Origin of the sequence: Rhizobium sp. G21 (genome assembly GCF_014158035.1) — a bacterium.
Lineage (GTDB): Bacteria > Pseudomonadota > Alphaproteobacteria > Rhizobiales > Rhizobiaceae > Rhizobium_E.
In genome coordinates this window covers 1,486,687-1,510,651 of the sequence record NZ_JACFXW010000001.1, presented here as the reverse complement: position 1 = coordinate 1,510,651, position 23,965 = coordinate 1,486,687, and the positions used below count along the sequence as shown (strand labels likewise).

At 63.6% G+C, this 23,965-nt stretch carries 23 protein-coding genes and 3 pseudogenes; 9 read left to right on the top strand and 17 right to left on the bottom strand.

The features are described 5' to 3' along the window. Window positions 1-5: 5 nt before the first annotated feature. The 3 genes and pseudogenes from modA to modC all read left to right on the top strand — a co-directional run bounded on the left by modA (window position 6) and on the right by modC (window position 2,569). Window positions 6-790: pseudogene (gene modA / locus H2O14_RS07790) on the top strand (molybdate ABC transporter substrate-binding protein). A 7-nt stretch (window positions 791-797) separates the two neighbouring features. Next, entirely contained in the window at window positions 798-1,493 is a 696-nt protein-coding gene (modB, locus tag H2O14_RS07785; protein ID WP_182827195.1) for a molybdate ABC transporter permease subunit, read from the top strand. After that, window positions 1,490-2,569: a molybdenum ABC transporter ATP-binding protein gene (modC, locus tag H2O14_RS07780; RefSeq protein ID WP_182827194.1), complete on the top strand. Its 1,080-nt coding sequence runs from the start codon at window positions 1,490-1,492 to the stop codon at window positions 2,567-2,569. The genes modB and modC overlap by 4 nt, the downstream gene beginning before the upstream one ends. Here the strand turns inward: modC and H2O14_RS07775 are convergent. The 6 genes from H2O14_RS07775 to H2O14_RS07750 form a co-directional block, all read right to left on the bottom strand. Next, complete coding sequence (locus tag H2O14_RS07775) at window positions 2,554-2,955, bottom strand: winged helix-turn-helix domain-containing protein (protein ID WP_182827193.1); 402 nt, start codon at window positions 2,953-2,955, stop codon at window positions 2,554-2,556. The two genes, modC and H2O14_RS07775, sit on opposite strands and share 16 nt — an antisense overlap. Further along, complete coding sequence (locus H2O14_RS07770) at window positions 2,952-4,373, bottom strand: FAD-binding oxidoreductase (protein ID WP_182827192.1); 1,422 nt, start codon at window positions 4,371-4,373, stop codon at window positions 2,952-2,954. The genes H2O14_RS07775 and H2O14_RS07770 overlap by 4 nt, the downstream gene beginning before the upstream one ends. Before the next feature lie 27 nt (window positions 4,374-4,400). Continuing rightward, window positions 4,401-5,372 (bottom strand): L-threonylcarbamoyladenylate synthase, encoded by a 972-nt coding sequence (locus tag H2O14_RS07765; protein WP_182827191.1) that lies wholly within the window; start codon window positions 5,370-5,372, stop codon window positions 4,401-4,403. 64 nt (window positions 5,373-5,436) lie between these two features. Further along, entirely contained in the window at window positions 5,437-6,039 is a 603-nt protein-coding gene (locus tag H2O14_RS07760; RefSeq protein ID WP_182829304.1) for a DUF6656 family protein, read from the bottom strand. A 48-nt stretch (window positions 6,040-6,087) separates the two neighbouring features. Beyond that, the gene (locus tag H2O14_RS07755) at window positions 6,088-7,119 is read right to left on the bottom strand and encodes a glycoside hydrolase family 25 protein (protein ID WP_182827190.1); all 1,032 of its coding nucleotides are present in this window, start codon (window positions 7,117-7,119) and stop codon (window positions 6,088-6,090) included. Between the two features lie 73 nt (window positions 7,120-7,192). Next, window positions 7,193-7,702: a cupin domain-containing protein gene (locus H2O14_RS07750; protein WP_246697553.1), complete on the bottom strand. Its 510-nt coding sequence runs from the start codon at window positions 7,700-7,702 to the stop codon at window positions 7,193-7,195. Window positions 7,703-7,913: 211 nt separating this feature from the next. On the opposite strand from H2O14_RS07750, the gene H2O14_RS07745 reads away from it, so the two are divergent. Beyond that, complete coding sequence (locus tag H2O14_RS07745; protein WP_182827188.1) at window positions 7,914-8,507, top strand: short chain dehydrogenase; 594 nt, start codon at window positions 7,914-7,916, stop codon at window positions 8,505-8,507. Between the two features lie 4 nt (window positions 8,508-8,511). Here H2O14_RS07745 and H2O14_RS07740 read toward each other — a convergent pair whose 3' ends face one another. The 3 genes from H2O14_RS07740 to H2O14_RS07730 form a co-directional block, all read right to left on the bottom strand. Further along, window positions 8,512-9,507 carry a transporter gene (locus tag H2O14_RS07740; protein WP_182829303.1) on the bottom strand — a complete coding sequence of 332 codons (996 nt, stop codon included), beginning with the start codon at window positions 9,505-9,507 and terminating at the stop codon, window positions 8,512-8,514. A gap of 74 nt (window positions 9,508-9,581) precedes the next feature. After that, window positions 9,582-10,682, bottom strand: coding sequence for a neurotransmitter-gated ion-channel ligand-binding protein (locus H2O14_RS07735; RefSeq protein WP_182827187.1), 1,101 nt, complete (start codon window positions 10,680-10,682; stop codon window positions 9,582-9,584). Beyond that, window positions 10,642-11,721, bottom strand: coding sequence for a cache domain-containing protein (locus tag H2O14_RS07730; RefSeq protein ID WP_182827186.1), 1,080 nt, complete (start codon window positions 11,719-11,721; stop codon window positions 10,642-10,644). The genes H2O14_RS07735 and H2O14_RS07730 overlap by 41 nt, the downstream gene beginning before the upstream one ends. Window positions 11,722-11,916: 195 nt before the next feature. Here H2O14_RS07730 and H2O14_RS07725 point away from each other — a divergent pair, with 195 nt between their 5' ends. After that, a complete protein-coding gene (locus H2O14_RS07725) occupies window positions 11,917-13,695 on the top strand; it encodes an acyl-CoA dehydrogenase (RefSeq protein ID WP_182827185.1) in 1,779 nt (592 codons plus the stop codon). A gap of 10 nt (window positions 13,696-13,705) precedes the next feature. Then, window positions 13,706-14,463, top strand: a pseudogene (locus H2O14_RS07720) (crotonase/enoyl-CoA hydratase family protein). 4 nt (window positions 14,464-14,467) lie between these two features. Here H2O14_RS07720 and H2O14_RS07715 read toward each other — a convergent pair. Further along, on the bottom strand, window positions 14,468-14,899 hold the full coding sequence (locus H2O14_RS07715; protein WP_246697552.1) for a DUF1284 domain-containing protein: 432 nt from the start codon (window positions 14,897-14,899) through the stop codon (window positions 14,468-14,470). Window positions 14,900-14,924: 25 nt separating this feature from the next. Then, window positions 14,925-15,521 carry a biotin transporter BioY gene (locus tag H2O14_RS07710; RefSeq protein WP_182827183.1) on the bottom strand — a complete coding sequence of 199 codons (597 nt, stop codon included), beginning with the start codon at window positions 15,519-15,521 and terminating at the stop codon, window positions 14,925-14,927. 154 nt (window positions 15,522-15,675) lie between these two features. Between H2O14_RS07710 and H2O14_RS07705 the strand changes: the two genes are divergently transcribed. From H2O14_RS07705 to H2O14_RS07695, 3 genes and pseudogenes are all read left to right on the top strand, one after another. Then, on the top strand, window positions 15,676-16,605 hold the full coding sequence (locus H2O14_RS07705) for a histone deacetylase family protein (protein WP_182827182.1): 930 nt from the start codon (window positions 15,676-15,678) through the stop codon (window positions 16,603-16,605). Next, window positions 16,602-16,853 (top strand): exodeoxyribonuclease VII small subunit, encoded by a 252-nt coding sequence (locus H2O14_RS07700; protein WP_182827181.1) that lies wholly within the window; start codon window positions 16,602-16,604, stop codon window positions 16,851-16,853. The genes H2O14_RS07705 and H2O14_RS07700 overlap by 4 nt, the downstream gene beginning before the upstream one ends. A gap of 74 nt (window positions 16,854-16,927) precedes the next feature. Continuing rightward, window positions 16,928-17,966: pseudogene (locus H2O14_RS07695) on the top strand (DUF4424 domain-containing protein). A 53-nt stretch (window positions 17,967-18,019) separates the two neighbouring features. On the opposite strand, the gene H2O14_RS07690 reads toward H2O14_RS07695, so the two are convergent. The 6 genes from H2O14_RS07690 to H2O14_RS07665 form a co-directional block, all read right to left on the bottom strand. Next, a complete protein-coding gene (locus H2O14_RS07690) occupies window positions 18,020-18,259 on the bottom strand; it encodes a type II toxin-antitoxin system ParD family antitoxin (protein WP_182827180.1) in 240 nt (79 codons plus the stop codon). A 75-nt stretch (window positions 18,260-18,334) separates the two neighbouring features. Then, window positions 18,335-18,706, bottom strand: coding sequence for a DUF930 domain-containing protein (locus H2O14_RS07685; protein ID WP_246697321.1), 372 nt, complete (start codon window positions 18,704-18,706; stop codon window positions 18,335-18,337). Window positions 18,707-18,876: 170 nt separating this feature from the next. Then, on the bottom strand, window positions 18,877-20,790 hold the full coding sequence (gene dxs / locus H2O14_RS07680; RefSeq protein ID WP_182827179.1) for a 1-deoxy-D-xylulose-5-phosphate synthase: 1,914 nt from the start codon (window positions 20,788-20,790) through the stop codon (window positions 18,877-18,879). Window positions 20,791-20,942: 152 nt separating this feature from the next. Continuing rightward, complete coding sequence (locus H2O14_RS07675; protein ID WP_182827178.1) at window positions 20,943-21,866, bottom strand: pirin family protein; 924 nt, start codon at window positions 21,864-21,866, stop codon at window positions 20,943-20,945. 120 nt (window positions 21,867-21,986) lie between these two features. Next, entirely contained in the window at window positions 21,987-23,522 is a 1,536-nt protein-coding gene (locus tag H2O14_RS07670; RefSeq protein WP_182827177.1) for a methyl-accepting chemotaxis protein, read from the bottom strand. Next, on the bottom strand, window positions 23,441-23,944 hold the full coding sequence (locus H2O14_RS07665; protein WP_182827176.1) for a hypothetical protein: 504 nt from the start codon (window positions 23,942-23,944) through the stop codon (window positions 23,441-23,443). Before H2O14_RS07665 ends, H2O14_RS07670 begins: the two co-directional genes overlap by 82 nt. Window positions 23,945-23,965: the final 21 nt, after the last annotated feature.

The window sequence follows — 23,965 nt, the reverse complement described above, 5'->3', positions numbered from 1 at the left end:
ATGGGATGTTGCGTCGGGGTTTGTTCAGTGTCGTTGTCGCGGTGATGACAGTTTTAGCCTGCGGCGGTTCAGCGATGGCCCAGCAAGCGAAGAGCCTGACGGTCTTCGCCGCCGCCAGTCTCAAAGGCTCGCTCGACAAGGCCGCAAGTCTCTATGAGGGCAAGACCGGCGTCGACGTCGCAATTTCCTTCGCAGCGAGTTCGGCGCTCGCCAAGCAGGTCGAGGCCGGCGCGCCGGCCGATGTCTTCCTGTCAGCCGATCTCAAATGGATGACCTATCTGGTCGACAAGGGCCTCGTGAAGAAGGAGCAGGTGGTCAAGCTGCTCGGCAACCGACTTGTCCTGGTCGGCGCGCCGGATTTCTCAAGCCGCTGACCATCGGTCAGGATTTCCCGTTGGCCGAGGCGCTCGGCGACGGTCGCATCGCCATGGGCGAGCCGAAGAGCGTGCCGGCCGGCAAATATGGTCGCGAGGCGCTCGAACATTACGGTGTGTGGAAAACCGTCGAGCCGAAAGTCGCAGCCGCCGACAATGTCCGCGCCGCGCTGCAACTGGTCGCTCGCGGCGAGGCGCCGCTCGGCATCGTCTATGAGACTGACGCCAAGGCGGAAGCGGGCGTCAGGGTGATCGGCGTCTTCCCCGAGGAAAGCCACGCTCCGATCATTTACCCGATTGCGCCCGTCGCCGCCTCGACCAATGCGTCGGCGCAGGAATTCTTGTCCTTCCTGAACGGCGCGGAAGCGCAGGCTATCTTCAAGCAGGCTGGATTTACTGTTCTCGCCGGGTCATGATCGAGGCATGACGTTTTCGGATGAAGAATGGGTTGCAATCATATTGAGCCTGAAAGTGGCGGCCTTGGCTGTCACGCTCAGTCTTCCCTTCGGTATCGCCGTCGCTTATCTGCTGTCGCGTCGGGATTTCTGGGGCAAGACGCTGCTTTCGGGTCTGGTGTCGCTGCCTTTGGTGTTGCCGCCGGTGGTCACCGGCTATCTGCTGCTCATCGCCTTCGGGCGTAAGGGCGCGCTCGGCGGCGCGCTGGAGAGTCTCGGCGTCGTACTCTCCTTCCGCTGGACGGGCGCGGCGCTCGCGGCCGCCGTCATGGGCTTTCCGCTTCTGGTGCAAGCGATCCGCATTTCCATGGAAGCCATCGACCAACGCCTGGAGCAGGCGGCGGCTCGCACACTCGGCGCCTCGCCCCTCTGGGTGTTCCTGACCGTGACCTTGCCGCTCTGTCTGCCGGGCGTCATCGCCGGCGTCGTGATCGCCTTCGCCCGCTCCCTGGGGGAATTCGGCGCCACCATCACCTTCGTCTCCGCTATCCCCGGCGAAACCCAGACGCTGGCTTCCGCCATCCATACCGCGCTCCAGGATCCGGATGGCGAACCACAGGCCTTTCGCCTGACGCTTCTTTCCATCGCGCTGTCCATGCTCGCCATCTTTCTCTCCGGCTTCATCTCGCGTTACGTCGCGGCGCGGCTCGGAGCGCGGTCATGATCGAGGTCGATATCCGACACCGCCAAGGCGATTTCGATCTCGCCGCCCGCTTCACCGTGGATGGCGGACTGACGGCGCTGTTCGGCGCATCGGGCTCGGGCAAGACGACGCTGGTGCGCATGCTCGCCGGGCTGACGCGTCCGGATGAAGGCGTGATCCGCTTCGACGGCGCCGTCTGGAGCGACGCGAAACACAGCCTTTTCACGCCGCCACATCGCCGCCGCATCGGTTATGTCTTCCAGGAAAGCCTGCTCTTTCCCCATCTCACCGCCCGGCAAAACCTGCTCTACGGACGCTTCTTCTCGCGCGGCGCGAGCGGCATCCGGGAGGACGACGTCGTCGATCTCCTGGGCGTGTCGAAATTGTTGACGCAGCGGCCCGCCACGCTTTCGGGCGGCGAGAAACAACGCATCGCCATAGGGCGCGCTCTTCTCTCCAACCCGCAACTGATCCTGATGGACGAGCCGCTGTCGGCGCTCGACCGGGCGCGCAAGGCGGAAATCCTGCCCTATATCGAGCGCATCCGCGACGAGTTCGGCATCCCGATCGTTTATGTCAGCCATTCAGTCGAGGAAGTGGCGCGGCTCGCCAGCCGCATCGTGCTGCTCGACGAAGGACGGGTGAAGGCGGTCGGCGCGCCGGCCGATGTGCTGGCGGGCGTCGGTGGGCTGACGGAGCCGCTCGCGCCGCAGGCGGTGATCGAGGCGCGCCTGGTCGGCCACGATCCCTATTACGGCGTCAGCATCGCCGAAATCGGCGCGCATCTGATCACCATTCAGGCGGTGGCGGCGCCGATCGGCGCGATGCTCAGGCTTCGCATTCCCGCCACGGACGTCGTGCTGTCGCAATCGCGGCCGGTAGGGTTGAGTGCGCTCAACATTCTTCCTTGCACGATCAAAACCATCGCGGCGGAGGGACGGCAGGTTCTCGTCACGCTGGATTGTCATGGGCAGACGCTTCTGGCGCGCGTCACGCTTCTCTCCGCCGAGCGGCTGGAGCTCGCGCCGGGCGAGGTGATCCACGCAGTCTTCAAGGCGGTGACGGGCGAGGCTGCGGGCGTCTATCGGGACTCCTGATCCGGCTCGTCGCGATCCGAAGCGCCGCACGCTGCATCCTCATTGCGCATATTCTCTTCCATCCAGGCGAGATCGTCGCGCAACGCCGCGGCGGTGCGGGCTTCAATCGCCCGAAAGCGCGTCAACAGCTCTTGCCCGAAGGTCGTGAGCGACGCGCCGCCGCCCGATTTACCGCCATGCTTGGTGGCGATGACAGGCTCGATGAAAAGATGGTTGAGCTCATCCGCGAGCAGCCAGCCGCGCCGATAGGACATATCCATGCGCTGCGCCGCTTGACGGATCGAGCCGGTTTCGCGGATCAGTTCCATCAGTTGCGCCTTGCCGTGGCTGAGCGGCGCCCCGCCGGGGAAGGTGAAGCGCAGATTGGTGCGGATACGGCCGGTCATGGCGTGCGGATCACCTTGTCGGGATTCATGATCAGCGCCGGGTCGAACGCTGTCTTGATCCGCCGCATCAGGTCGATTTCGATGTCCGGGCGGATCTCGGCCAGCTCGTCGCGCTTCAATTGTCCGATCCCGTGCTCGGCGGAGATCGAGCCGCCGAAATCCAGCACCAGCGCATGCACGATGGCGTTTATTTCCCGCCAGCGGTCAATGAAGGCCTGCTTGTCGGCGCCCACCGGCTGGGAGATGTTATAATGGATATTGCCGTCGCCCAGATGGCCGAAAGCGCAGATCCGCGCGCCGGGGATCGCCGCCATCACCGCCTGTTCCGCCTTCGCCATGAAAGCGGGTATCGCCGACACCGGCACCGAGACGTCATGCTTGATCGAGCCGCCTTCCGGCTTCTGGGCGTTGGACATGCTTTCGCGCAGCCGCCAGAAATCGCGCGCCTGCTGGGTCGAGGCGGCGATCGTCGCATCCCTGATGAGGCCGGCCTCGAAAGCCTCTTCCATCAGATTCTGCATCATGGCCTGGGCGGCCTCAGTGCTGTCGGAGGTCGAAATGTCGATCAGCGCATACCAGGGATAGGCCACATCCAGCGGCTCGCGAACGCCCGGGATATGCCTGACGGTGAATTCGACGCCGATCCGCGCCATCAGCTCGAAACCCGTGAGCGAGGAGCCGCATACGGCGGAAGCGCGTTCGAACAGTCGAAGCGCCGCTTCGGCGCTGTCGAGCCCGGCGAACGCCACCTGATGGCCGCGCGGACGGGGAAACAGCTTCAGCACCGCTCCGGTGATCACACCGAGCGTTCCCTCCGCGCCGATGAACAGGTCGCGCAGATCATAGCCGGTATTGTCTTTCTTCAGCTTGCGCAGCCCGTTCCAGATCTCTCCGGTCGGCAGCACCACTTCGAGCCCGAGGCAAAGCTGGCGCATATTGCCATAGGCGAGAACCTGCGTGCCGCCGGCATTGGTGGAGAGATTGCCGCCGATCTGGCAGGAGCCCTGCGACCCCAGCGACAGCGGAAACAGCCGGTCGTGGCGCTCCGCTTCTTCCTGGATGGTCTGGAGAATGCAGCCGGCGTCGACCGTCATCGTATTGGCGGGGACATCGACTTCCCGAATGCGGTTGAGTCGCGCCAGCGACAGCAGCACGTCCGAACCGCCCTCGCGCGGCGTCTGGCCGCCGACATGGCCGGTATTGCCCGATTGCGGCACGATGGCCGTGCCGGTCTCGCTGGCCAGCGCCATGATCGCCGAGACCTCCTCGACCGTGCCCGGCTTGAGCAGGAGAGGGGAGGCGCCGAAATAGAGGCCGCGTGTCTCTTTCAGATGCGGGGCGATCTCCGTCTGATCGGTGATCGCATAGGCCTCGCCGACAATGGCCTTGAAACGGTCGAGAAGCGTCTGGTCGAGCATGCCTTGTCCTTTCGGCTTTCGCCTCAATCAGCCTTTCGGCGCCGCCGCCCGGGAAAGCCGGTCGTTGATCGCCTCGCCCAATCCGTCTGTCGGAATGGGCGCGAAGACGATGGCGGCAGGGGCGAGCGCATCCGCCTGTTTCATCATCGCGAAGAGATTGGCGGCCGCTTCGCGCAGGTCGCCGCGCGGGCTGAGATCCAGTTCTTCTACGGCCATGTCGCGTCCGGCGATGTCCTGGCCGGCGAAATTGATCAGGATCTCGCCGGGCTTGACGCAGTCGACATCGAGCCTCACGCCGACGTCGGGCGCATAATGCGAGGCCAGCATGCCCGGCGCCTCGATCGCCGCGCCATGATCGGCGCGAATGAGCGTCATGCCGAGCACGGCCTCGATCTCGGCGGCGTCGAGCCCGCCGGGGCGCAGGAGCCTGGCTTCGCCATCTTCTATCTTGACGATCGTGCTTTCGACGCCGACCGGGGCCGAGCCTCCGTCGAGCACCAGTTGGATACGGTCGCCCAGATCGTCCGCCACATGCGCCGCCGAGGTCGGGCTGATCCGTCCGGAGCGATTGGCCGAGGGCGCGGCGAGCGGCTTGCCATAGGCGGCGATCAGCTCACTGGCGAAGCCGCGCGGGCAGCGCAGGCCCACGGTCGGCAGGCCGGCGGTGCAGAGATCGTGAATGTCGCTCTCGGCCGTCAGCGGAAGCACCAGCGTCAGAGGCCCGGGCCAGAAGGCTTCCGCGAGTTTTCGCGACAGCGGATCGAACCGCGCATGCCGCTCGGCCATGGTGAGATCGGCGACATGGGCGATCAGCGGATTGAACCGCGGCCGGCCCTTGACTTCATAGATGCGGGCGATCGCGTCGGGATTGGTCGCATCGGCGGCGAGCCCGTAAACGGTCTCGGTCGGCATAGCCACCGGCTCGCGCGCGGACAGGATTTCGACGGCGCGGGCGAGCGCCGCGTCCCTCTGGGTGCCGATGTCGATAATATCCGCCATGAAGCCGTCTTTCGTCAGGCCCCGCCTATAGCGCGGGCGGAACGGCTTGCCAAGTTCGCCGGCGTCAAAGCGCCTGGATGATCCGGCGCAGCTGGTCCTGCTTGGCGCCCAGCATCAACACATTCTTGAAGGCGACCTTGGGGTCCTGCGTGCGGAACAGCAATCCGTTGCCGCGCACGCTGGTGTCGATGGTGAGCTTCTGCTGCTCTTCATCCTTCTCGACCGCAACGGCGAAATACATGCGTTCGGCGCGCATGTTGATCTTCTCGAAGGTTAGGTGCTCGGCTTCGATGTCGGCGAAAAAATTGGCGATGTAGAAGGCCCATTTCACGTCCTTGAATTCCGCGAAACTGGTCTTGGCCGCGGTGACGTGACAATAGCCGAGATGCGGCGTGCCCTTGAGCGTGCGATGGAAGACCAGTTTGGGAAAGCGGATCGAACGATGAAAGCCGTTCAGCCGCTCATGCGTACGCTCGCCCGCCGCCGTTAATTGCTTGCCCGCGCGTTCGGCGACTTCTTCATAGGACAGATAGCGCTTCTGCACGCCGTCCCAATTGGGGCGGTTCCGGTCGATGCGGCCGGTGCGCAGGAATTCGGAATGGACTGCAGGCTTCTTGGGAGCCTGCTCCACCGTCTTCTTTTCCTCGAAATAGCGCAGTTGCGCAATCATCTCGGTCTTGGCTGTTTGTTGGTCCTGCGCTTGCATTCGCTCGCTCTACGCTCTGTTACTGAGCTCGCAGCCTAGAGGCGCATGATTACGCGAGGCTTGCCCCAAAGCCGTGAAACTCAACGAAAATATTGCGCCGTCCGCGTCTCCGAAGCCGCCTGTTCGCGTCCCGAGAGGGTATATGTCGCCCCGCCGATATGGCTGACGCCGAGGCGCCCCCGGCGCGCTGACCAGATATTGCAGCACGGGCGGCCGTTCCGGCAGTAGATCGCCGCGGCTCCAGGCGCGCGCCAGCGTCGCCCGGTCGCCGCCGGTCGCATTGACGTCGATGTCCTCCTCGGCGCCGTCGATGCGCATCGGGCAGGCTTTTTCGTCGCAATTGGCGATGGAGGAGAATTGCCAGAGGAAATAGTTCTCCCAATGACCCATTGGGAACACGCCCTTGATCTCCGGCTTGTAGCGCGCATACCAGAGCGGCAGGCGCGACAAGAGCGGATAATCCTCGCGCTTCAGCGCGATCAGCTTGGCCGTATCGTGATTGGTATAGAGCACGGGATAGCGCCCGGTCCGCGTCTTGATGTGGCGGACGAAGATCTCCGCGTCGTCCAAAGACATGAACTTCTCGTCGTCGAGGCCTTCGATGTCGAGCGCCATCAGGTCGCCTGGCTCGGGGCGGGCGTAGTCGAGAAAATGATTGGCCTGGTCGATCGGATTGCCGGGTCGCGCCAGATGATAGGCGCCCCAGAGCAGGCCGTTCTGGCGCGCGAGAAGCCGTCGCGTCTGGTAGAGTTCGCGGCTGACAGCGTATTTGCGCCACATCGTCTTGCAATGCGCGGTGGTGTCGCCCTTGTGGGGCTTGGAGCAGTCATAGACTTCCGGCAGCCCGTCCGACGCCTTGGAGATGAAGCCGGCGATGCGCTTGTTGGCGAACAGCTTTTCCCAGTCGAGAATATTCAACTCGTAAGCGTCGAGCACGATCGCCTGTCGCGGGTCCTTCCAGGGCTCGTCGTCGGCCGCGCGCGCGGCTGGGATGCCTGCCAGAAGGGCTGTCGCCAGGGTGATCGTGCGGAATAATCTCATGCTCGCCTTGCCGTTGTGTTGAAAGCAAAGCGTGCGCCAGTAAGGTTAACAAGTGGTGAGAATGCGACGGTCTCTAGAAAAAGTCCGGCGTCAACATCAGCGCCATGGAGCCGACGATGGCCGGAGGCAGGATATAGGGTACGCTGCGGCGCTTCAGCTTTCCGAGCATCGTCCGGAGCATCAGCACATGGGCCGAATATTTGCGGCGGCAGAAAGCGATCTTCCGGACATAGTCCTCGATTTCCCACAGCGCACGGCTGCCTTGGGCGAAATAGGCGATGTCGCCGGCCTTCAGCATGCGCATCCCGCCGTCTTCCGTCGTCACCCGCACCGCGCCCTCGAGAATGACCACCGTCTCCTCGTCATGGAAGGTCCACCAGAAGCTTCCGGCGCTGCATTCCCAGATCTTGGTTTCCGCGCGGCCGTCGACGCTCGGCGAATGCAGACCGGCGCGCGCCTTGGGCGCGCCGGATACGATCCAGGCGGGATCGATCGGCGCGTCCACGAGCGCCACGTCCTCGGGACGGCCCGCCACGAACGACCCGTCCAATGCTTTCAATACGCCTGCGCTCGCCTGAACCATCGCCAAATTCCCTTTCTCCCGATTGAACCGTCATCGCACAGAAGCATGGGTGAACCTTTGACGCCCTCGCTAAACTTTTACGGGTTTCGCATTATTTCCGAGCAGATCGATCCAAAGCGCCCCGGTCTGTGCTGAAATGGATCAGCTTGCCCCGGCTTCCGGCTTTCGCTACCCATGGGGCGAATGAGACAATGCCAAGGGAGAAACCGGCATGAAGATTTTGGTGATCGGCGCGAGCGGCGTGTTGGGCTCGGCGGTGACGCGCGAATTGTCGGTGCGTCACGAAGTGATTTCCGCCTCGCGGGGTGGCGACGTCAAGGTCGACGTCAAGGATGTCGACAGCATCCGCGCCATGTTCAAGACGGTCGGCGAGGTCGACGCCGTGGTCTCCGCCGCCGGCAAGGTGCATTTCGGCGCGCTCAAGGATATGACCGCCGACCTGATGGCGGTCGGCATCAAGGACAAGCTGATGGGCCAGGTCAATCTCGTGCTCGAAGGCGTGTCCTATGTGCGCGACGGCGGCTCCTTCACGTTGATTTCCGGCATTCTCGGCCATGATCCGATCCGCGCCGGCTCCAGCGCCAGCATGGTCAATGGCGCGATCGATTCCTTCGTGAAGGCCGCCGCCATCGAACTGCCGCGCGGCATCCGCATCAATGCGATCAGCCCGACCGTCTTCGAGGAATCCATGGAAGGCTACGGCCCGTTCTTCCGCGGCTACAAGCCGGTTCCCGTCGCCGACGCCGCGCTCGCCTATTCCAAGAGCGTCGAAGGCGCCCAGACGGGACAGATCTACCGGGTCTGAACGGTTACAGGATCCGCGCTTTCTTGAGCAGCATCCAGGCGGCGCCGATCGACAGCGTGATCAGCACGCCGGCGAAAAAGGTGCCCCCTTCGGTATGGGCGAAAGGCAGGTTCTCGGTGTTCATGCCGAAAAAGCCCGTCACCAGCGTCGGCGGCATCAGGAAGGCTGTGAGCAGAGACAGGATATAGAGGTGGCGGTTTGTCTCGGCCTGCGCCCGGGAATCGATGTCTTCATGCAGAAGCCTAGCCCGTTCCTGCAGCGAGAAGACGTCGCGCTCCACCACCTCGATCCGCTCGGTCAATTTCTGGGCGATTTCCTGAAAGCCTTCCGGCGCCTCGTCGTCGTCGGAGGCGGCGGCGCGGCGGAGCAGCGCCAGTTCGGTGCGCAGATGGCGATAGAGCTTGACGATCGAGCGCCGGGCGGGGGCAAGCCGGTGGCGCTCGTCTCTCTCGGCGTTTTCATAGACGAAATCCTCGATCCGGTTGAGCTCCTCGTTGATCTCCTGCGCCATGGCCATCACGGTGCGCTGGAATTCGATCACCAGTGTCGAGAACACATCCATCGGGCCCGAAATCCGGGCGCTGTTTTTCTCCAGCGCCTGCCGCGCCCGGTCGATGCTGCGCAGCGGATGCAGGCGTGTGGTGACGATCATCCGGTCGGTGATGGCGAAATGCAGCCAGCCGATTTCGGAGGTCATTTCGTCGAAGCCGCGCTGCAGATCGATGATCGTGCCGCAAACGATCTCCGGCGACACCGAAAGCGTCGCATGCGCATCGCGGCTGGTCAGCGCCTGCACCGCTTCCGGAGTCAGGTCGGGAATGCGTTCGAGTAGATGCGGCACCCGCGCATCCGACAAACCCAGATGCAGCCAAAGAAATCCGCTTTGTGCCAGAAGCGTGTCGAGCTCGGTCTCGGGCGGCAATCGTGTGCTCGCGCCGCTTTCCGGTTCGAAACGCGTCGCCCAGACGAAACCGGGAATGGCGGAGACGGGAAGCTCCATGCTGGCGACGTCCTTCTGTCCGAAAATGCGCTCGGACAGCATTAGGTCGCCGACATGACAGTTTTGCTACACAATCATGACAGCGAGCGCACGACCGAGCAGATGCAGATCAGCGTGAAGATCGCCGGCAGCGTGAAGCGGACGCTGCGATGGATTTCCTCGATGAGATAGGCGTTGCGGCGCGCGGCGGGAAACTCCGCATGCTGTAGACCGAGATGCACGAGCAATGTCAGCACCAGATAGAAATAGCCGAGCGAGATCATGAAGGCGATCGGCGAATTCACCGACATCGACCCTGGAAAGCTCGATTCGAAAGTGAAGGACAGCGCCGCCAGCGCCAGAAGCGCCGAATAGGTGATGCCGGCGTGATCGACCTTGACCTTATCCGGCGCCCAGAGAATGAACAGCGACACCGACACCACCGCCGCAAACGGGATGAAGATGCGCAGCAGATAGCGCGGCCATTCGCGGCTCACGGTCGCAGTCACCGTGGCGCGCACGAAAGGCTTGGCGTTCCAGCCATAGAATTGCGTCAGCGCGAAGGACAGCCGCTCCGGACGCCAGTCCGAAATCGAGATCTGGTCGGCGATGGCGGAAATCTCGCGGTCGCGATCGTCGACCACGAAGATCAGGTCGCTCGCTGAATAGCGCGGGGCGGTGAAGACGAAATCGATGTTCTGTCGGTCGAAGGGAAAAGCGGCGAGATCGACGGAAATGCGGAAATCCGCGTCCAGCTGCCGAATCAGCGACATCGTCCCATCGGCGGAAATCGACAGCGCCACCGAGCGCGATCGCGGCTCGTCGATCTGGTTGGCGATCGTGACGTCGGGCGTCCAGATCGCGGCGATCTTGGCCTCGGCTTCCTCGCCGAAGTAGTCATGGCGATAGACGCCGGCGGCCAAAGGATCGAAGGCCTGGTTCGGATCTTTCCAGCCTTGGGTATATTCCACCCGCGCCGAAATCTCACCCTTGGTCTCTTCCAGCCGGGTGATGTTGAGAAGCCGGACCGAGAGATGGGTTTCGATCGGCAGATGCACCCGACCGGGCAGGGATGGCGGCGGCGCGGCGGCAAAGGCGTGCGGCGCCAGGCACGTGAGCAACAGGAGGAGCGAAAAAGCGTTCCCAGCCGGATCATCAGGAGTCTCCGCCGCTGCGCAGCGTCCGGCCTGCGCCATCGCGGATTTTCAGGTATGCGGCAAGCGCCGTGGTGGGCGCGCCGATGCGGCCGCCCTGCAGATCATCGGCCAGTTCTTCGAGCGGGCGGAAGACGAAGGCTCTGAGCGTCGCCATGATCACGCCGAAGGCGATCATCAGGCCGGACAGCGCCACCACGATCACGGTCACCAGCGTGGCGCGGAACGCGCCTTCTTCCGCCGAAAAATCGCGGGCGACGATCATCGCGCCGATCACCTTTCCGGAATAGTCGAGCAGCGGCCGGGTCATGACGCCGATGGTGGCCGCATCGCGCTTGGTGATGGCGAGTTCCGGTCCGCGCGACAGCTTGATCAGTCCCGCCTGCTGCAGCCCGTCGAAGAGCGCGCTGTTGGTGGAGGCGTCGAGCCGCAGCTTCCCGCCGCCGTCGCCGAAGCCGCCTTTGTCGGTGGGAATATATTGCGGATCGAGGAAGATCGCGAAATCCGCGCCGCTGGAGGATTTCGACGCTTCCATCAGCATTTTCAGGCTGACGCCGACTTCCACCGTGCCGATCACCCGATTGCCATCGATCGCCGCCGAGACGGCGCGCAGGCTCAGGCCCTTGAGGCCGATCTCCAGTCCCTTCTGCGGCTTGCCGCTGCGATTGGCGGCCAGCACCATCGGGCGGATCTTGGACAGGTCCTGGCCGAAATCCTCCGGCGCCCAGACGCGCAGGAAGGACTTGATGTCCGCGGTCTGAAAATGCAGCACGTCCACGCCGGCTTCCAGCTTCAGGCTGGCGAGCACCGGCTTCATCTTTTCGAGCAGCGCCGGCCGGTCGCCAGCTTTCAGAAGCGCCACCACATCGGGGTTCTGGGCGATCAGCTCCGAATGGCTCACGGTCAGATTTTCCGCCTGGCTCATGGCGGTGGTCAGCACCAGGCTGGTGGCCTCGATCTCCTTCTTCTCGCTGTCGGAAAGCGCCGCGCGCCCGTCGGAATAGAGGATCCAGCCGCCGATCGCCAAAGTGGCGCCGAGGATGAGGCTGGCGATGACGGATATTCTGCGCTCGAGCTTCATGGTCGTCCCGCGATGGAGTTAACGCCGAGAGCGTTAGCGGGCGCAGGAAAACTTGTCGACGGCGGTGAACTATGCGGAAGGGCGCATTCCACAATTAGGCTTAATTGACGTTTACGTAAAAATCAATTAGACCTGCTTCCGAAGGGCCGCGGCGTGCGCTAGGCTGCGGCGGGACGATCAGCTTGGAGGAGCGGAATGTACAAGGCGCCCGTGGGAGATATTCTGGCTGCGCTCAAGGCGCAGGGGCTGGACAGCGCGCTGGGACGCGGCGCCTATGCGGAGCTCACAGCAGATGTCGCAGACGCCATCGTCGAAGAGGCCGGAAAATTCGCAAGCGACGCAGTGGCGCCTCTGGGCGAGGTCGGCGACAGGCAGGGGTCGCGCCTGATCGACGGCGCCGTCAAGACGCCCGACGGCTGGGCCGATCTCTACAAGGCCTGGTCGGCCGCCGGCTGGAACTCGCTCACCGCGCCGGAAGCCTATGGCGGCCAGGCGCTGCCGCATATGCTGCTGGTCGCGACGCTGGAAATGTGGAACGGCGGCTCGCTGGCTTTTTCGCTCTGCCCGACGCTGACCATCGGCGCGATCGAGGCGATCGAGGCGCATGCAACGGAAGAGCTGAAGCAGAAATTCCTGCCCAAGATGATTTCCGGCGAGTGGACCGGCTCGATGAACCTCACCGAGCCGCATTCCGGCTCCGATCTCGGAGTCATGCGCACGCGCGCCGAGCGCCGCGAAGACGGGACCTACCGCATCTTCGGCCAGAAGATCTACATCACCTTCGGCGAGCATGATTTCACCGACAATATCGTCCATCTCGTGCTCGCCCGCCTGCCGGACGCGCCGGCCGGCTCGCGCGGCATCTCGCTGTTCTTGGCGCCGAAATACCTGGTCAACGAGGACGGTTCGCTCGGCCCCCGCAACGACGTCTATTGCCATTCCGTCGAACACAAGCTCGGAATTCACGGCTCGCCCACCTGCACCATGATTTTCGGCGACGGCAAGTTCGGCGAGGAGAAGGGCGCGATCGGCTATCTGATCGGCGAGGAGAACAAGGGCCTCGCCTGCATGTTCACCATGATGAACAACGCCCGTCTCGCCGTCGGCATGCAGGGCGTCGCCATTTGCGAAGCGGCGACCCAGAAAGCCGCCGCCTATGCGAAAGAGCGCACGCAGGGCCGCGCCCCCGGCTGGACCGGCGCGGGCATGAGCCCGATCATCGAACATCCAGACATTCAGCGCATGCTCGCAACCATGAAAGCGCTGACGGCGGGATCGCGCGCCATCGCCTATGCCTGCGCCCACGCCATCGACATGGCGCATGTGACCGAAGGCGACGACAGCAGATACTGGCAGGAGCGGGCCAATCTGCTCACGCCCATCGCCAAGAGCTTTCCCACCGATTGCGGCGTCGAGGTCGCCTCGCTCGGCGTGCAGGTGCATGGCGGCATGGGCTTCATCGAGGAAACCGGCGCGGCCCGCCTCTATCGCGATGCGCGCATCACACCGATCTATGAAGGCACCAACGGCATCCAGGCCATCGATCTCATCGGCCGCAAGCTGCCGCAATCCGGCGGCGCGCATGTGCTCGGCTTCATCGACGAGCTCGCCGTGACGGTCGATCTGGTCCGCGCCTCCAACGATCCCGCCTTCGGCCGCACCGCAGATAAGCTCGACGCCGCGCTCGCCGATCTCCGCGAAGCTACCGCCTGGCTGCTTGCCAGCATGGGCGAGGGGAAGATGACCGAGGCGCTGGCCGGCGCCACGCCCTATCAGCGCCAGTTCGGGCTTACACTCACCGGCGTCTATCTCGCCAAAGCCGCCATCACCCCGGTTGACGACGGCAAGGGTGAGACGCGCGTCGCGCTCGCACGCTTCGCCGCAGAAAACCTGATCGCCGAGACCGCGGCGCTGAAAGATCGTGTGATGCACGGCGCCGAAAGCCTCGCCGCCGTTCGCGCCGCCCTTGCCTGAGGAGACTGACATGACCGACAATATCCTGATCGAACGTCCCGAGGCGCATCCCGGCGTCACCGTCATCCGCATGAACAGGCTCGACAAGAAAAACGCCATCACCCGCGACATGTACGGCCAGATGGCCTTGGCGTTGGCCGAAGCGGACGCCGATGACGCCATCCGCGCCGTCGTTCTCTCTGGCGGGCCCGGCTGCTTCTCGTCGGGCAACGATCTCGCCGATTTCATCCAGATCGCCGCCGCCGAAGGCGAAGCCAAGAATGTCATCGCTTTCCTGCATGAACTCGCCCGCTTCACCAAACCGCTTCTGTCGGCGGTCGACGGCATCGCCATCGGCGTCGGCGTCACCATGCATATGCATTGCGACTTGACCTTCGCCTCGACGCGCACTGTGTTCAAGACGCCGTTCACCGATCTCGCCGTCGTGCCGGAAGCCGGCTCGTCGCTGCTCGGCCCGTGCATAATGGGCTACCAGCGCGCTTTCGCGATGCTGGCGATGGGGAGGGCTTCTCCGCGGAGGAGGCCCGCGAAGCCGGTCTGATCTGGAAGGTTCTGCCGGAAGACGAGGTTGAAGGCGCAGCACTCGCCGCCGCGTCCCGACTGGCCGCCAAGCCGCGCGACTCGCTCACGATCTCGCGCCGGCTGCTGAAGGGCGACGTCGATGCGCTGCGCGATCACATGGATGAGGAGATGAAGCATTTCCTCGCCCAGTTGCGCTCAAAGGAAGCCGCAGCCGTCTATGCCGGCTTCTTCGCCAAGAAGGGGTAACGGGTCAGAGCTTCGTGCCGGAAAAGCCGTCGGCGGCGATCGCCGTGCAGAACTCCGCCCAGGAACAGTCCTTGCAGGCCTGACGGTTGTCGCCTGATGCGAAGGCGACGCGCAATGCCTCGACCCGCTCCGCGGTCAGCACGATGGCGGAGCTCTTGTCTGCGATATCGGGCAGCAGGCGCGCGACCGAAGCTATGGCCGTCCGGTCCATTTCCATCGTCGACGCCAGCGAACAGTCGTGATCGGAGATCTCGCGGCAGGCGCTCGTGAAGCCGTTGCAGATGTCGTCCGGACCTTCTGTGAGCTCCACCGCTGCGCCGGCTTTGATCGCGGCGACCACCCGGCTCATATTGGCGACGAAGGCGGGCGTATAGCCATAGCCGCGATAGGTCAGCACGCATAAAAAATGATGCCCGCGCAAACGCACGGGCACCATGTCATTCAAGCGAATGTCTTCTCGATCAGCCACGGATCAGGCGCGAAGCGCCGGAGATCACGCCCTTGGCGATGAGGACCGCGAGCGCGGCCTTGACGAGGTCGATGGCGATGAACGGAACCACGCCGACTGCGAATGCAGCCTTGAGGTTTTCGATCAGGGTGGGCTGGCCCATGAAGGTCGAGAGCCAGGCGACGCCGCAGGCGAACATCACCGCTTCACCGATCACCACGGCGACAGCCGCGCCGATAAAGCCGCGGGCGAAACCGCGATCGACCATCCAGCCGATGATCACGGCCTGCAGGAAGAAGCCGGCGAGATAGCCGGCGGACGGGCCGAGCGGCATCAGCGACTTGAACTGGGCGAAGACCGGCAGGCCCATCGCGCCTTCGAGCAGGTAGAGGCCGAGCGAGGCTGCGGCGAGGCGATGGCCGAAGGTCAGGCCGATCAGGATCACGGCGAGCGTCTGCAGCGTGGTCGGCACCGGCCAGCCGATCGCGATCTGCGACATGGCGGCGAGGAACAGGCTGCCGCCGAAAGCGATGGCCGCCTTGCGGACGAGCGTCGAGCCGAACAGCGTGTCGAGCGTCTGGGCGCCCGAGGAGAGAGCGAGATTTGCCATCGGAAATTTCCCTTCCTGCGAAATATGGTGCTCCTTCTGTCACAAACCGGTCTCGCCTTGTCAATCCGTCCTAAGGTCGGGTCAACGATTTTATCCCGCGCTGCGGCGCCGGCAAAGGTGGACCCGCAGGCCCCGAAAGGCTATATCAGGCGCCATGACGACACGCCTCTACGAACACCAGGTCTTTCTCGCCCATCATGTTCCGGAGGGCCATCCGGAACGTCCCGATCGCTTGCGCGCCCTGAATGCGGCGCTCGAGCATCCGCATTTCTCCACGCTCGACCGCAAGGAAGCGCCGATCGCCAATGAGGACGCGGTGCTGCTCGCCCATCCCGAGGAGCATTTGTTCTCCGTGATGCGCTCGATGCCCGAAGAGGGGATCAAACAGATCGAGGCCGACACCCATGCGAGCCCCGAAAGCCTGAAGGCGGCGCTCACCGCCATCGGCGGCGCCATGGCCGGCGTCGACGACGTCTTCGCCGGTAAGGCCGACAATGTCTTCGTCGCGGGTCGTCCGCCCGGCCATCACGCCGAACATGACAAGGTCATGGGCTTCTGCTTCTTCAACACGGTGGCGATCGCCGCCCGTCATGCGCAGAAGACTTATGGCGTCGAACGTGTCGCCATCGTCGATTTCGACGTGCATCACGGCAACGGCACCCAGGATATTTTCTGGAACGACCCGTCGGTGCTGTTTTGCTCGACCCATCAGATGCCGCTCTATCCCGGCACCGGCGCCAAGGACGAGACGGGCGCGCAAGGCACGATCGTCAATGCGCCGCTCAGCCCCAATTCCGCCGGCGATCATTTCCGCGAGGCGATGAAGAGCCGCGTGCTGCCGGCGCTCGAAAATTTCCAGCCCGATTTCCTGCTGATCTCGGCCGGTTTCGACGCTCATCACCGCGATCCGCTCGCCCAGATCAATCTGGTCGGCGACGATTTCGACTGGATCACCGGCCGGCTGATGGAAATCGCGGGGAAATATGCCTCAAACCGTCTCGTCAGCGTGCTAGAAGGCGGCTATGACCTCGAAGGCTTGGCGGAATCGGCCGGCCTGCATATCGCTAGACTGATGAGGGGATGACGATGACCGAAACGACAGAACTTTCCGGCCTCACCTTCGAACAGGCCGTGCAGGAACTGGAATCGATCGTCGCCCGTCTCGAACGCGGCGATGTGCCGCTCGACCAGTCGATCGCCATTTATGAGCGCGGCGAGGCGCTCAAGAAGCATTGCGAAACGCTGCTCGGCGCAGCCGAATCCCGCATCGAGAAGATCCGCCTCGACCGCGCGGGCAAGCCCGCGGGCGTAGAGCCGCTCGATCCGGCCTGATCCGCCGCGCAGCTGCGACTTCATAGCTCGGGGGCCGTTGACCCCCGACGCCGAGCCCGATAGCGTCCCGCCCCATGTTCAGGAGGGACCCCATGATCCGAAATTGCGCCTTGGCCGCCGGGCTGTTTGCGTTTGGCGCGAGCACCGCTCTCGCCAATGACACCACCGCGGTTCTAAAGACGGGCGGGCTGGAATTCACGCGCAGCGTCGACATCTCCATGGAAAAGGAAGTCCTTTTCATTTCCATGAAGCAAATCCGCGTCGATTACGTGTTCCGCAATTCCTCCGACAAGGCGATCGACACGCTGGTCGCCTTCCCGATGCCGGATATCGAGGGCGGGCCGATGTCGGACGTCTCCTCCGGCGATCAGAACCGCGACAATTTCCTCGACTTCACGGTCACCCAGGATGGCGCGGCGATCGAGCCTCAGCTGCAGCAGCGCGCCTGGGCCAATGCGCTCGACGTGTCCGAACAGATCAAGGCGGCCGGCGTGCCGCTGCTGCCCAACAGCGAAGCGACCCAGAAGATGGTCGACAGCCTGCCAAAGGAAACGCTCGACCAATGGGTGACCGATGGTCTGGTGCGCATCGACAGCTGGGACCAGGGCAATGGCGAAGAGACCCATTACATTCCGGTCTGGACGCTGAAATCCGCCTATTACTGGCGCGCGCGCTATGAGCCGGGAGTCGACATCAAGGTCTCCCACACCTACAAACCCAGCGTCGGCGGCACGGTGCAGCCGGCGTTTCTCGATGAAAATCGTGAGCCCAAGGGCCAGTATTACGAGGAATACAAGGCCAAATACTGCGTCGACGACGCTTTCGTGCGCAGCGCAGAAATCGCTGAAAGCCATGATGGACGGCAAAGCCTACCACTATGAATCCTGGATTTCCTACGTCCTGACCACCGGCGCCAACTGGGCCGGGCCGATCAAGGATTTCACCCTCATCGTCGACAAGGGCTCGACCGACAACTACGTCAGCTTCTGCGGAACCGGCGTCAAGAAGATCGGCCCGACGACCTTTGAGATGAAAGCGACGGACTTCTGGCCGGAGAAGGATCTCGATGTGCTGATCCTGAACTACAACGATCCTGCAGCCAATCCGGGTTGATCGTTTGAGCGTGAAAATCCGGCTGGGGGATGAGGGGCTCTCGCTAAACGTCTCTAGACGTATTTCTCGCTCAGGCGGTCCGCAACATTGTCAACGGATTTAACCCGCCCAGCGTCGGCGTCGGCCAGGCCACGAGCGATTGCCGCGTCCAGGGCGCTCAGCCGAGTGTCGCGTTCTTCGAGCAAACGAACACCCTCCCTGAGAACGTCGCTCCGGGATGTGTAGCGTCCTGACTTCACGAGGTCAGCCACATAGTTTTCCAACTGAGGGCCGAGATTGTCACTGCGCGGCATCGTTTTTCTCCGTCCAGGAATTATGCCACGCTTGCCGGCGTGTCCGCAAGAAGCTCCGCGACCGGCAGATCCTTCTCAATCATAAAGCTGATACTGCTCCCACTCCTCCCGTGGAACCCTGCTTCCAATCTTGTATTTGAAGCTGATGACCGCGACATGATCGGGGCTGGTGGTGCAGCTATAGGACAGCCGGTACCATTCGCCGTTGCGGCGGAAAACGGCGCCGGGGGCGTCGATATGGGCTTTGCGGTAATGCGGGTCCGAAAAAGTGTAGGCGATCACCTTGTCGCCTTTCACCTTGGCCATGCCTTCCGTGTCGCAGCGCTGCTCCAGTTGGTCGCGTGGCGCCAGGCGCTTGATCTGGCTGAGCATTTTCTGGTCGATGGCGTGGGCCGACAAAGGCGCGAGGAGACTGGCGGCCAAGGCTGCCATTCTGCAAATGTTCATTCCGATGTTCATCCTCGTTCAGTCTGCTGAAAAGCGGTCGGCAAAGCGACGGCAAGGGGTCGTCGAGCGACGATCGGCGCATCGAAACGTGCGATGCGCATCCCAAATTTCACCATAGTCGGGCAAGAATGGGGCAGGCGCCCCATTTGACGGCGCGTTGCCGTCTCCGCTCAGGCGAGGCGTTCGGCCATCTCGCGGCCGAGAGCCGAAAACACCGCGCTCACGATGCCCTTGCGGTCGAGACCCGCATACGCATTCATCGCCTCCGGCTTGGCTTGGTCCATATAAATGTCGGGCATCACCAGCGGCCGCACCTTGAGGCGGCCGTCGAGCAGGCCTTCGGTCGCCAGCGCATGCAGCACATGTGCGCCGAAACCGCCGATCGCGCCTTCCTCCACCGTCACGAGCACCTCGTGATGCCGCGCCAGCTGCCGGATCAGCTCAAGATCCAAAGGCTTGGCGAAGCGGGCGTCGGCCACGGTCGTCGACAGTCCTGCCGCGTCGAGATCTTCCGCCGCCATAAGACAGTCGGAAAGGCGGGTGCCGAAGGAAAGCAGCGCCACTTTCGAACCCTGCTTGACGACCCGACCCTTGCCGATTTGCAGGATCTCGCCGCGCTCCGGAAGATCGACGCCGACGCCTTCGCCGCGCGGATAGCGGAAGGAGATCGGGCCGTCGTCATAGGCGGCGGCGGTGCGCACCATATGTTTCAGCTCAGCTTCGTCGGCGGCGGCCATCACCACCATGCCCGGCAGTGTGGCGAGGAAGGTCGTGTCGAACGATCCGGCATGGGTCGGACCATCGGCGCCGACATAGCCGGCGCGGTCGATCGCGAAGCGCACCGGCAGCGACTGGATCGACACGTCATGCACCACCTGGTCATAGGCGCGCTGCAGGAAAGTCGAATAAAGCGCGGTGAACGGCTTGTAGCCGTCCGCCGCGAGGCCGGCCGCGAAAGTCACGGCGTGCTGTTCGGCGATGCCGACATCGAAACAGCGCTTGGGAAACAGCTCTCCGAATTTGTCGAGGCCGGTGCCGGTCGGCATGGCGGCGGTGATGCCGACGATCTTCGAATCGTGTTCGGCCTCCTGGATCAGCGCATCGGCGAAGACCGAAGTGTAGGACGGCGCATTCGGCTTGGCTTTGGCCTGGGCGCCGGTGATGACGTCGAATTTGTTGACGCCGTGATATTTGTCGGCGGCGGCCTCGGCGGGGGCATAGCCCTTGCCCTTCTGCGTGACGACATGGATCAGCACCGGGCCGGTGGAATTGTCGCGCACATTGCGCAGCACCGGCAGCAGGTGATCGAAGGAATGACCGTCGATCGGGCCGATATGGTAGAAGCCGAGCTCTTCGAACAGCGTGCCGCCGGTCACATAACCGCGGGCATGCTCCACCGCGCGGGTGATGGCGCGGTCGACCTTCTTGCCGAGATAGGCGGTGAGCTTCTTGCCGAGTTCGCGGAAGCCGAGATAGGTGCGACCCGAGGCGAGGCGGGCGAGATAGGCGCTCATCGCTCCTGTCGGCGGCGCGATCGACATGTCGTTGTCGTTGAGGATGACGATCAGCCGGGCGTCGAGCGATCCGGCATTGTTGAGCGCTTCGAACGCCATGCCGCCCGACAGCGCGCCGTCGCCGATCACGGCGATGACATTTCGCCTGCGGCCATCGAGATCCGCGGCCACCGCCATGCCCAGCCCAGCGGAAATCGAGGTCGAGGAATGCGCCGCGCCGAACGGATCATATTCGCTTTCCGCCCGCTTGGTGAAGCCGGACAGACCGTTCTTCTGACGGAGCGTGCGGATGCGCTCGCGCCGGCCGGTGAGGATCTTGTGCGGATAGCACTGATGGCCGACATCGAAGATGATGCGGTCGTCGGGCGTGTCGAACACTTTGTGAAGCGCGATCGTCAGCTCGACCACGCCGAGCCCGGCCCCGAGATGGCCGCCGGTCTTGGACACCGCGTCGATCATCTCGACGCGCAGTTCGGCGGCGAGCTGCGGCATCTCCTTGTCGTCGAGTTTGCGCAGATCGGCCGGAAAGCTGACCTTGTCGAGGAGCGGCGTCTGGGGCAATGCGTTCACGGGCTGATCCTGTCACCGGACAAAGTTCGAGCCGGCCTTATTATCGCTCTTTGCGCCTTTTTCAACAGCAAACAACGCTGAAAATGAGGCGTCCATCGGCGGATACTAGACCTTTCCGGCGCATTCGCCAAGCTATGCCGGCATTCGTCCGTTCATGATGCGGGAAGAGGAATAAATTCTTCTTCGTCGCCGGGCACGATGTCGAATTTGCCCGTGCGCCATTCTTCCTTGGCCTGCTCGATCCGCTCCTTGGAGGAGGAGACGAAATTCCACCAGATATAACGCTTTTGCGGCATGGTCTCGCCGCCGAACAGCATGATGTGGCAACCCGTCGGGCCCGCTGTGAGGTCGATCGCATCTCCGGGCCGGAACACCAGCAACTGGTCGGCGGGATGTTCTATGCCCGAGATGAATACAGACCCTTCGAGCACATAGGCCGCGCGTTCTTCGGCGCCGGCGGGGAAGGGGCAAGTCTCGTTTGCCCCGATCGTCAGGTCGACATAGAGGGTGTCGGTCGGCGTCTTCACCGGCGAGACGAGGCCTTCCCAGCCGCCGATGACCACCCGGCCGCGCGTCGCCCCGTCTTCGAATGTCGGCAGCGCGTCGACGCTGGTATGGGCAAACACCGGATCGATTTCTTCATGGCTTTCCGGCAGCGCCAGCCAGGTCTGCAGGCCGGAGATCGAGAAGGGCTTGCCCCGCAGTTTGTCCGGCGTCCGCTCCGAATGGGTGATTCCCCGCCCGGCCGTCATCAGGTTGATGTCGCCCGGCTTGATCACCATGCCGGTGCCCAGGCTGTCGCGATGATGGATCTCGCCGTCGAACAGATAGGTGACGGTGGACAGTCCGATATGCGGATGCGGCCGAACATCCATCGCCTGGCCGGCGCGCAACAAGGCTGGCCCCATGCGGTCGAAGAAGATGAAAGGCCCCACCATGCGACGCTTGGCGGAGGGCAGCGCCCGGCGCACTTCGAAACTGCCGATGTCCGAGGAGCGCGGAACGATCAGCAGTTCGACCTGATCGACGGCATGCGCATCGCCGGGCTCGGGGTCGTGGCCGGGAAAGAAGGACATGGGCGGGCTCCTTGTGACGCGACGATTATGGCCGAGGATCGACGAATTGACCAGCGTTCAAAATGAAACCCCCGGACGGCGGACCGTCCGGGGGAGGCGTTTTGGGGCAGGGAGCGCCGGTCAGAATTCTTCCCAGTTGTCCTTTGCCGCAAGGTTGCCGCTTGCCGGCCGCGACGCCGCGCTGCGGCTCCGTTGCGGGGCGCCGAAGGTCGGGCTCGCCATGCGCGAAGCGGTCTGACGCAGCAGGCTGGCGGGGTTCGACCCCTGGGTCAGCGAGAACCGCGCGACGAGATCGCGCAGCTTGGCCGCCTCCTGGGCGAGCGTGGCGGCTGCGGCGCTCGATTGTTCGACCATGGCGGCGTTCTGCTGGGTCGAGTGATCCATCGTCGAGACGGCGGCGTTGACTTCCTTGAGCCCGATCGACTGTTCGCGCGAGGCGGTGGAGATTTCCTCCATCTTGCGGTTGATCGTCTGGATATGTCCGCCGATGGCGTTGAGCGCGGCGCCGGCGTCGCGCACCAGTTTCACGCCGTTGCCGACTTCGTTGGACGAGTTCTGGATGAGCCCCTTGATCTCCTTGGCGGCGTTGGCGGAACGCTGGGCGAGTTCGCGCACTTCCTGAGCCACCACCGCGAAGCCTTTGCCGGCTTCGCCGGCCCGCGCCGCTTCGACACCGGCGTTCAGCGCCAGAAGATTGGTCTGGAAGGCGATTTCATCGATCACGCTGATGATGCTGGCGATCTTGCCCGAGGAGTCTTCGATGCGCTGCATCGCGGCTTCGGCATTGGCGACGATCGCGCCCGACTTGCCGGCGTCGGTGTTGGCCACCGTCGCTTCGTCCAGCACTTCCTGGGTCAGATGAGTCGAATTGGAGACGTTGACGGTGATCTGCTCGACCGCGGACGTGGTCTCTTCCAGGGAGGCCGCCTGCGATTCCGTGCGCTTGGCGAGGTCGGCGGCGCCGGTGGCGATTTCGCGCGAACCGGCGTCGATGACGCCGACGCTCGCCTGGATCGCAGACAGCGCGTCGCCGAGTTGCTTGATCGACGAATTGAAGTCGTGGCGCAGCGGTTCGAAATCGGGCGAGAAGGGTTCGGTGAGTTCAAAGGCCAGATCGCCATCGGCGAGACGCCTGAGGCCGCCGGCGAGACCCGACGTCGCCTGCTTCAGTCGAGCGGCCGCGTCCGCTTCGGCGCGAGCCTGCGCCTCCAGGCGATTGCGCTCCATCAGTTGACGATTTCCCTCCGCCTCGGACTCGAGTTTTCGATTGCGCTGGAAGGCGTCGCGGAACACGTCGAGCGCACGCGCCATGGCTCCGATTTCGTCGGAGCGGTTCTGGCCGTCCACATCCACGGAAATGTCGCCCTTGGCGAGATGTTCGGTGGCGTCGGCGAGTCTGCGCAACGGACGGATCGCGGTCAGCCGCAGCAGAACGGTTATGGCGCCGAGCGCCACGGCCAGAACCGCGAAGCCGATCGCAAGCTTTGCTTTGATTGCGGCGAACACGGCCGCCCGATCGGGCGCCAGGTCGACCGCGGCGCTATAGGCGCCGACGATTTCGCCGGCCTGAATGTTCATCTTGGCGGTGTGACAGGCGGCGCAGGCCGGGTCGGCGGCCGAGCCCTGGCCCAGAATGACTGGGCGGGTGATGCGCATATGGTCGCCTGTGACCGTGACTTGTGGGGATTTGTCCGAAATCGTCTTTTCGTCGACGGCGTCTTTCGGCCCCTCGACTTCTTCGGCGCCTTCGGATTTCTGGAAGGCGACGATCTTCGACCCATCACCAGCCACAGATCGACGCCCTGGCTCTGTGACGAGAAGCGTTCCATCGTGCCGTCGAGCGTGCCGATCGCGGGGTCGCCGTCCGCCACCTTGTCCCGGTTCAGCATGGCGCTGACATGCACGGATTCGAGCATGTCCAACGCCGCGTTCCCACGCTTTTGAGCGTTTTCTTCGATCGACGCGTTTTGCTGCGAAATCTCATAGGCGAGATTGGCCGCGCCGACGAGAACCAGAACGGCTGCGACGCTGCCGATGATCTGCACCGACAACGGAAGAGAATTGATGATGGATTTCACGATGGCTCCGCCCCAACACGA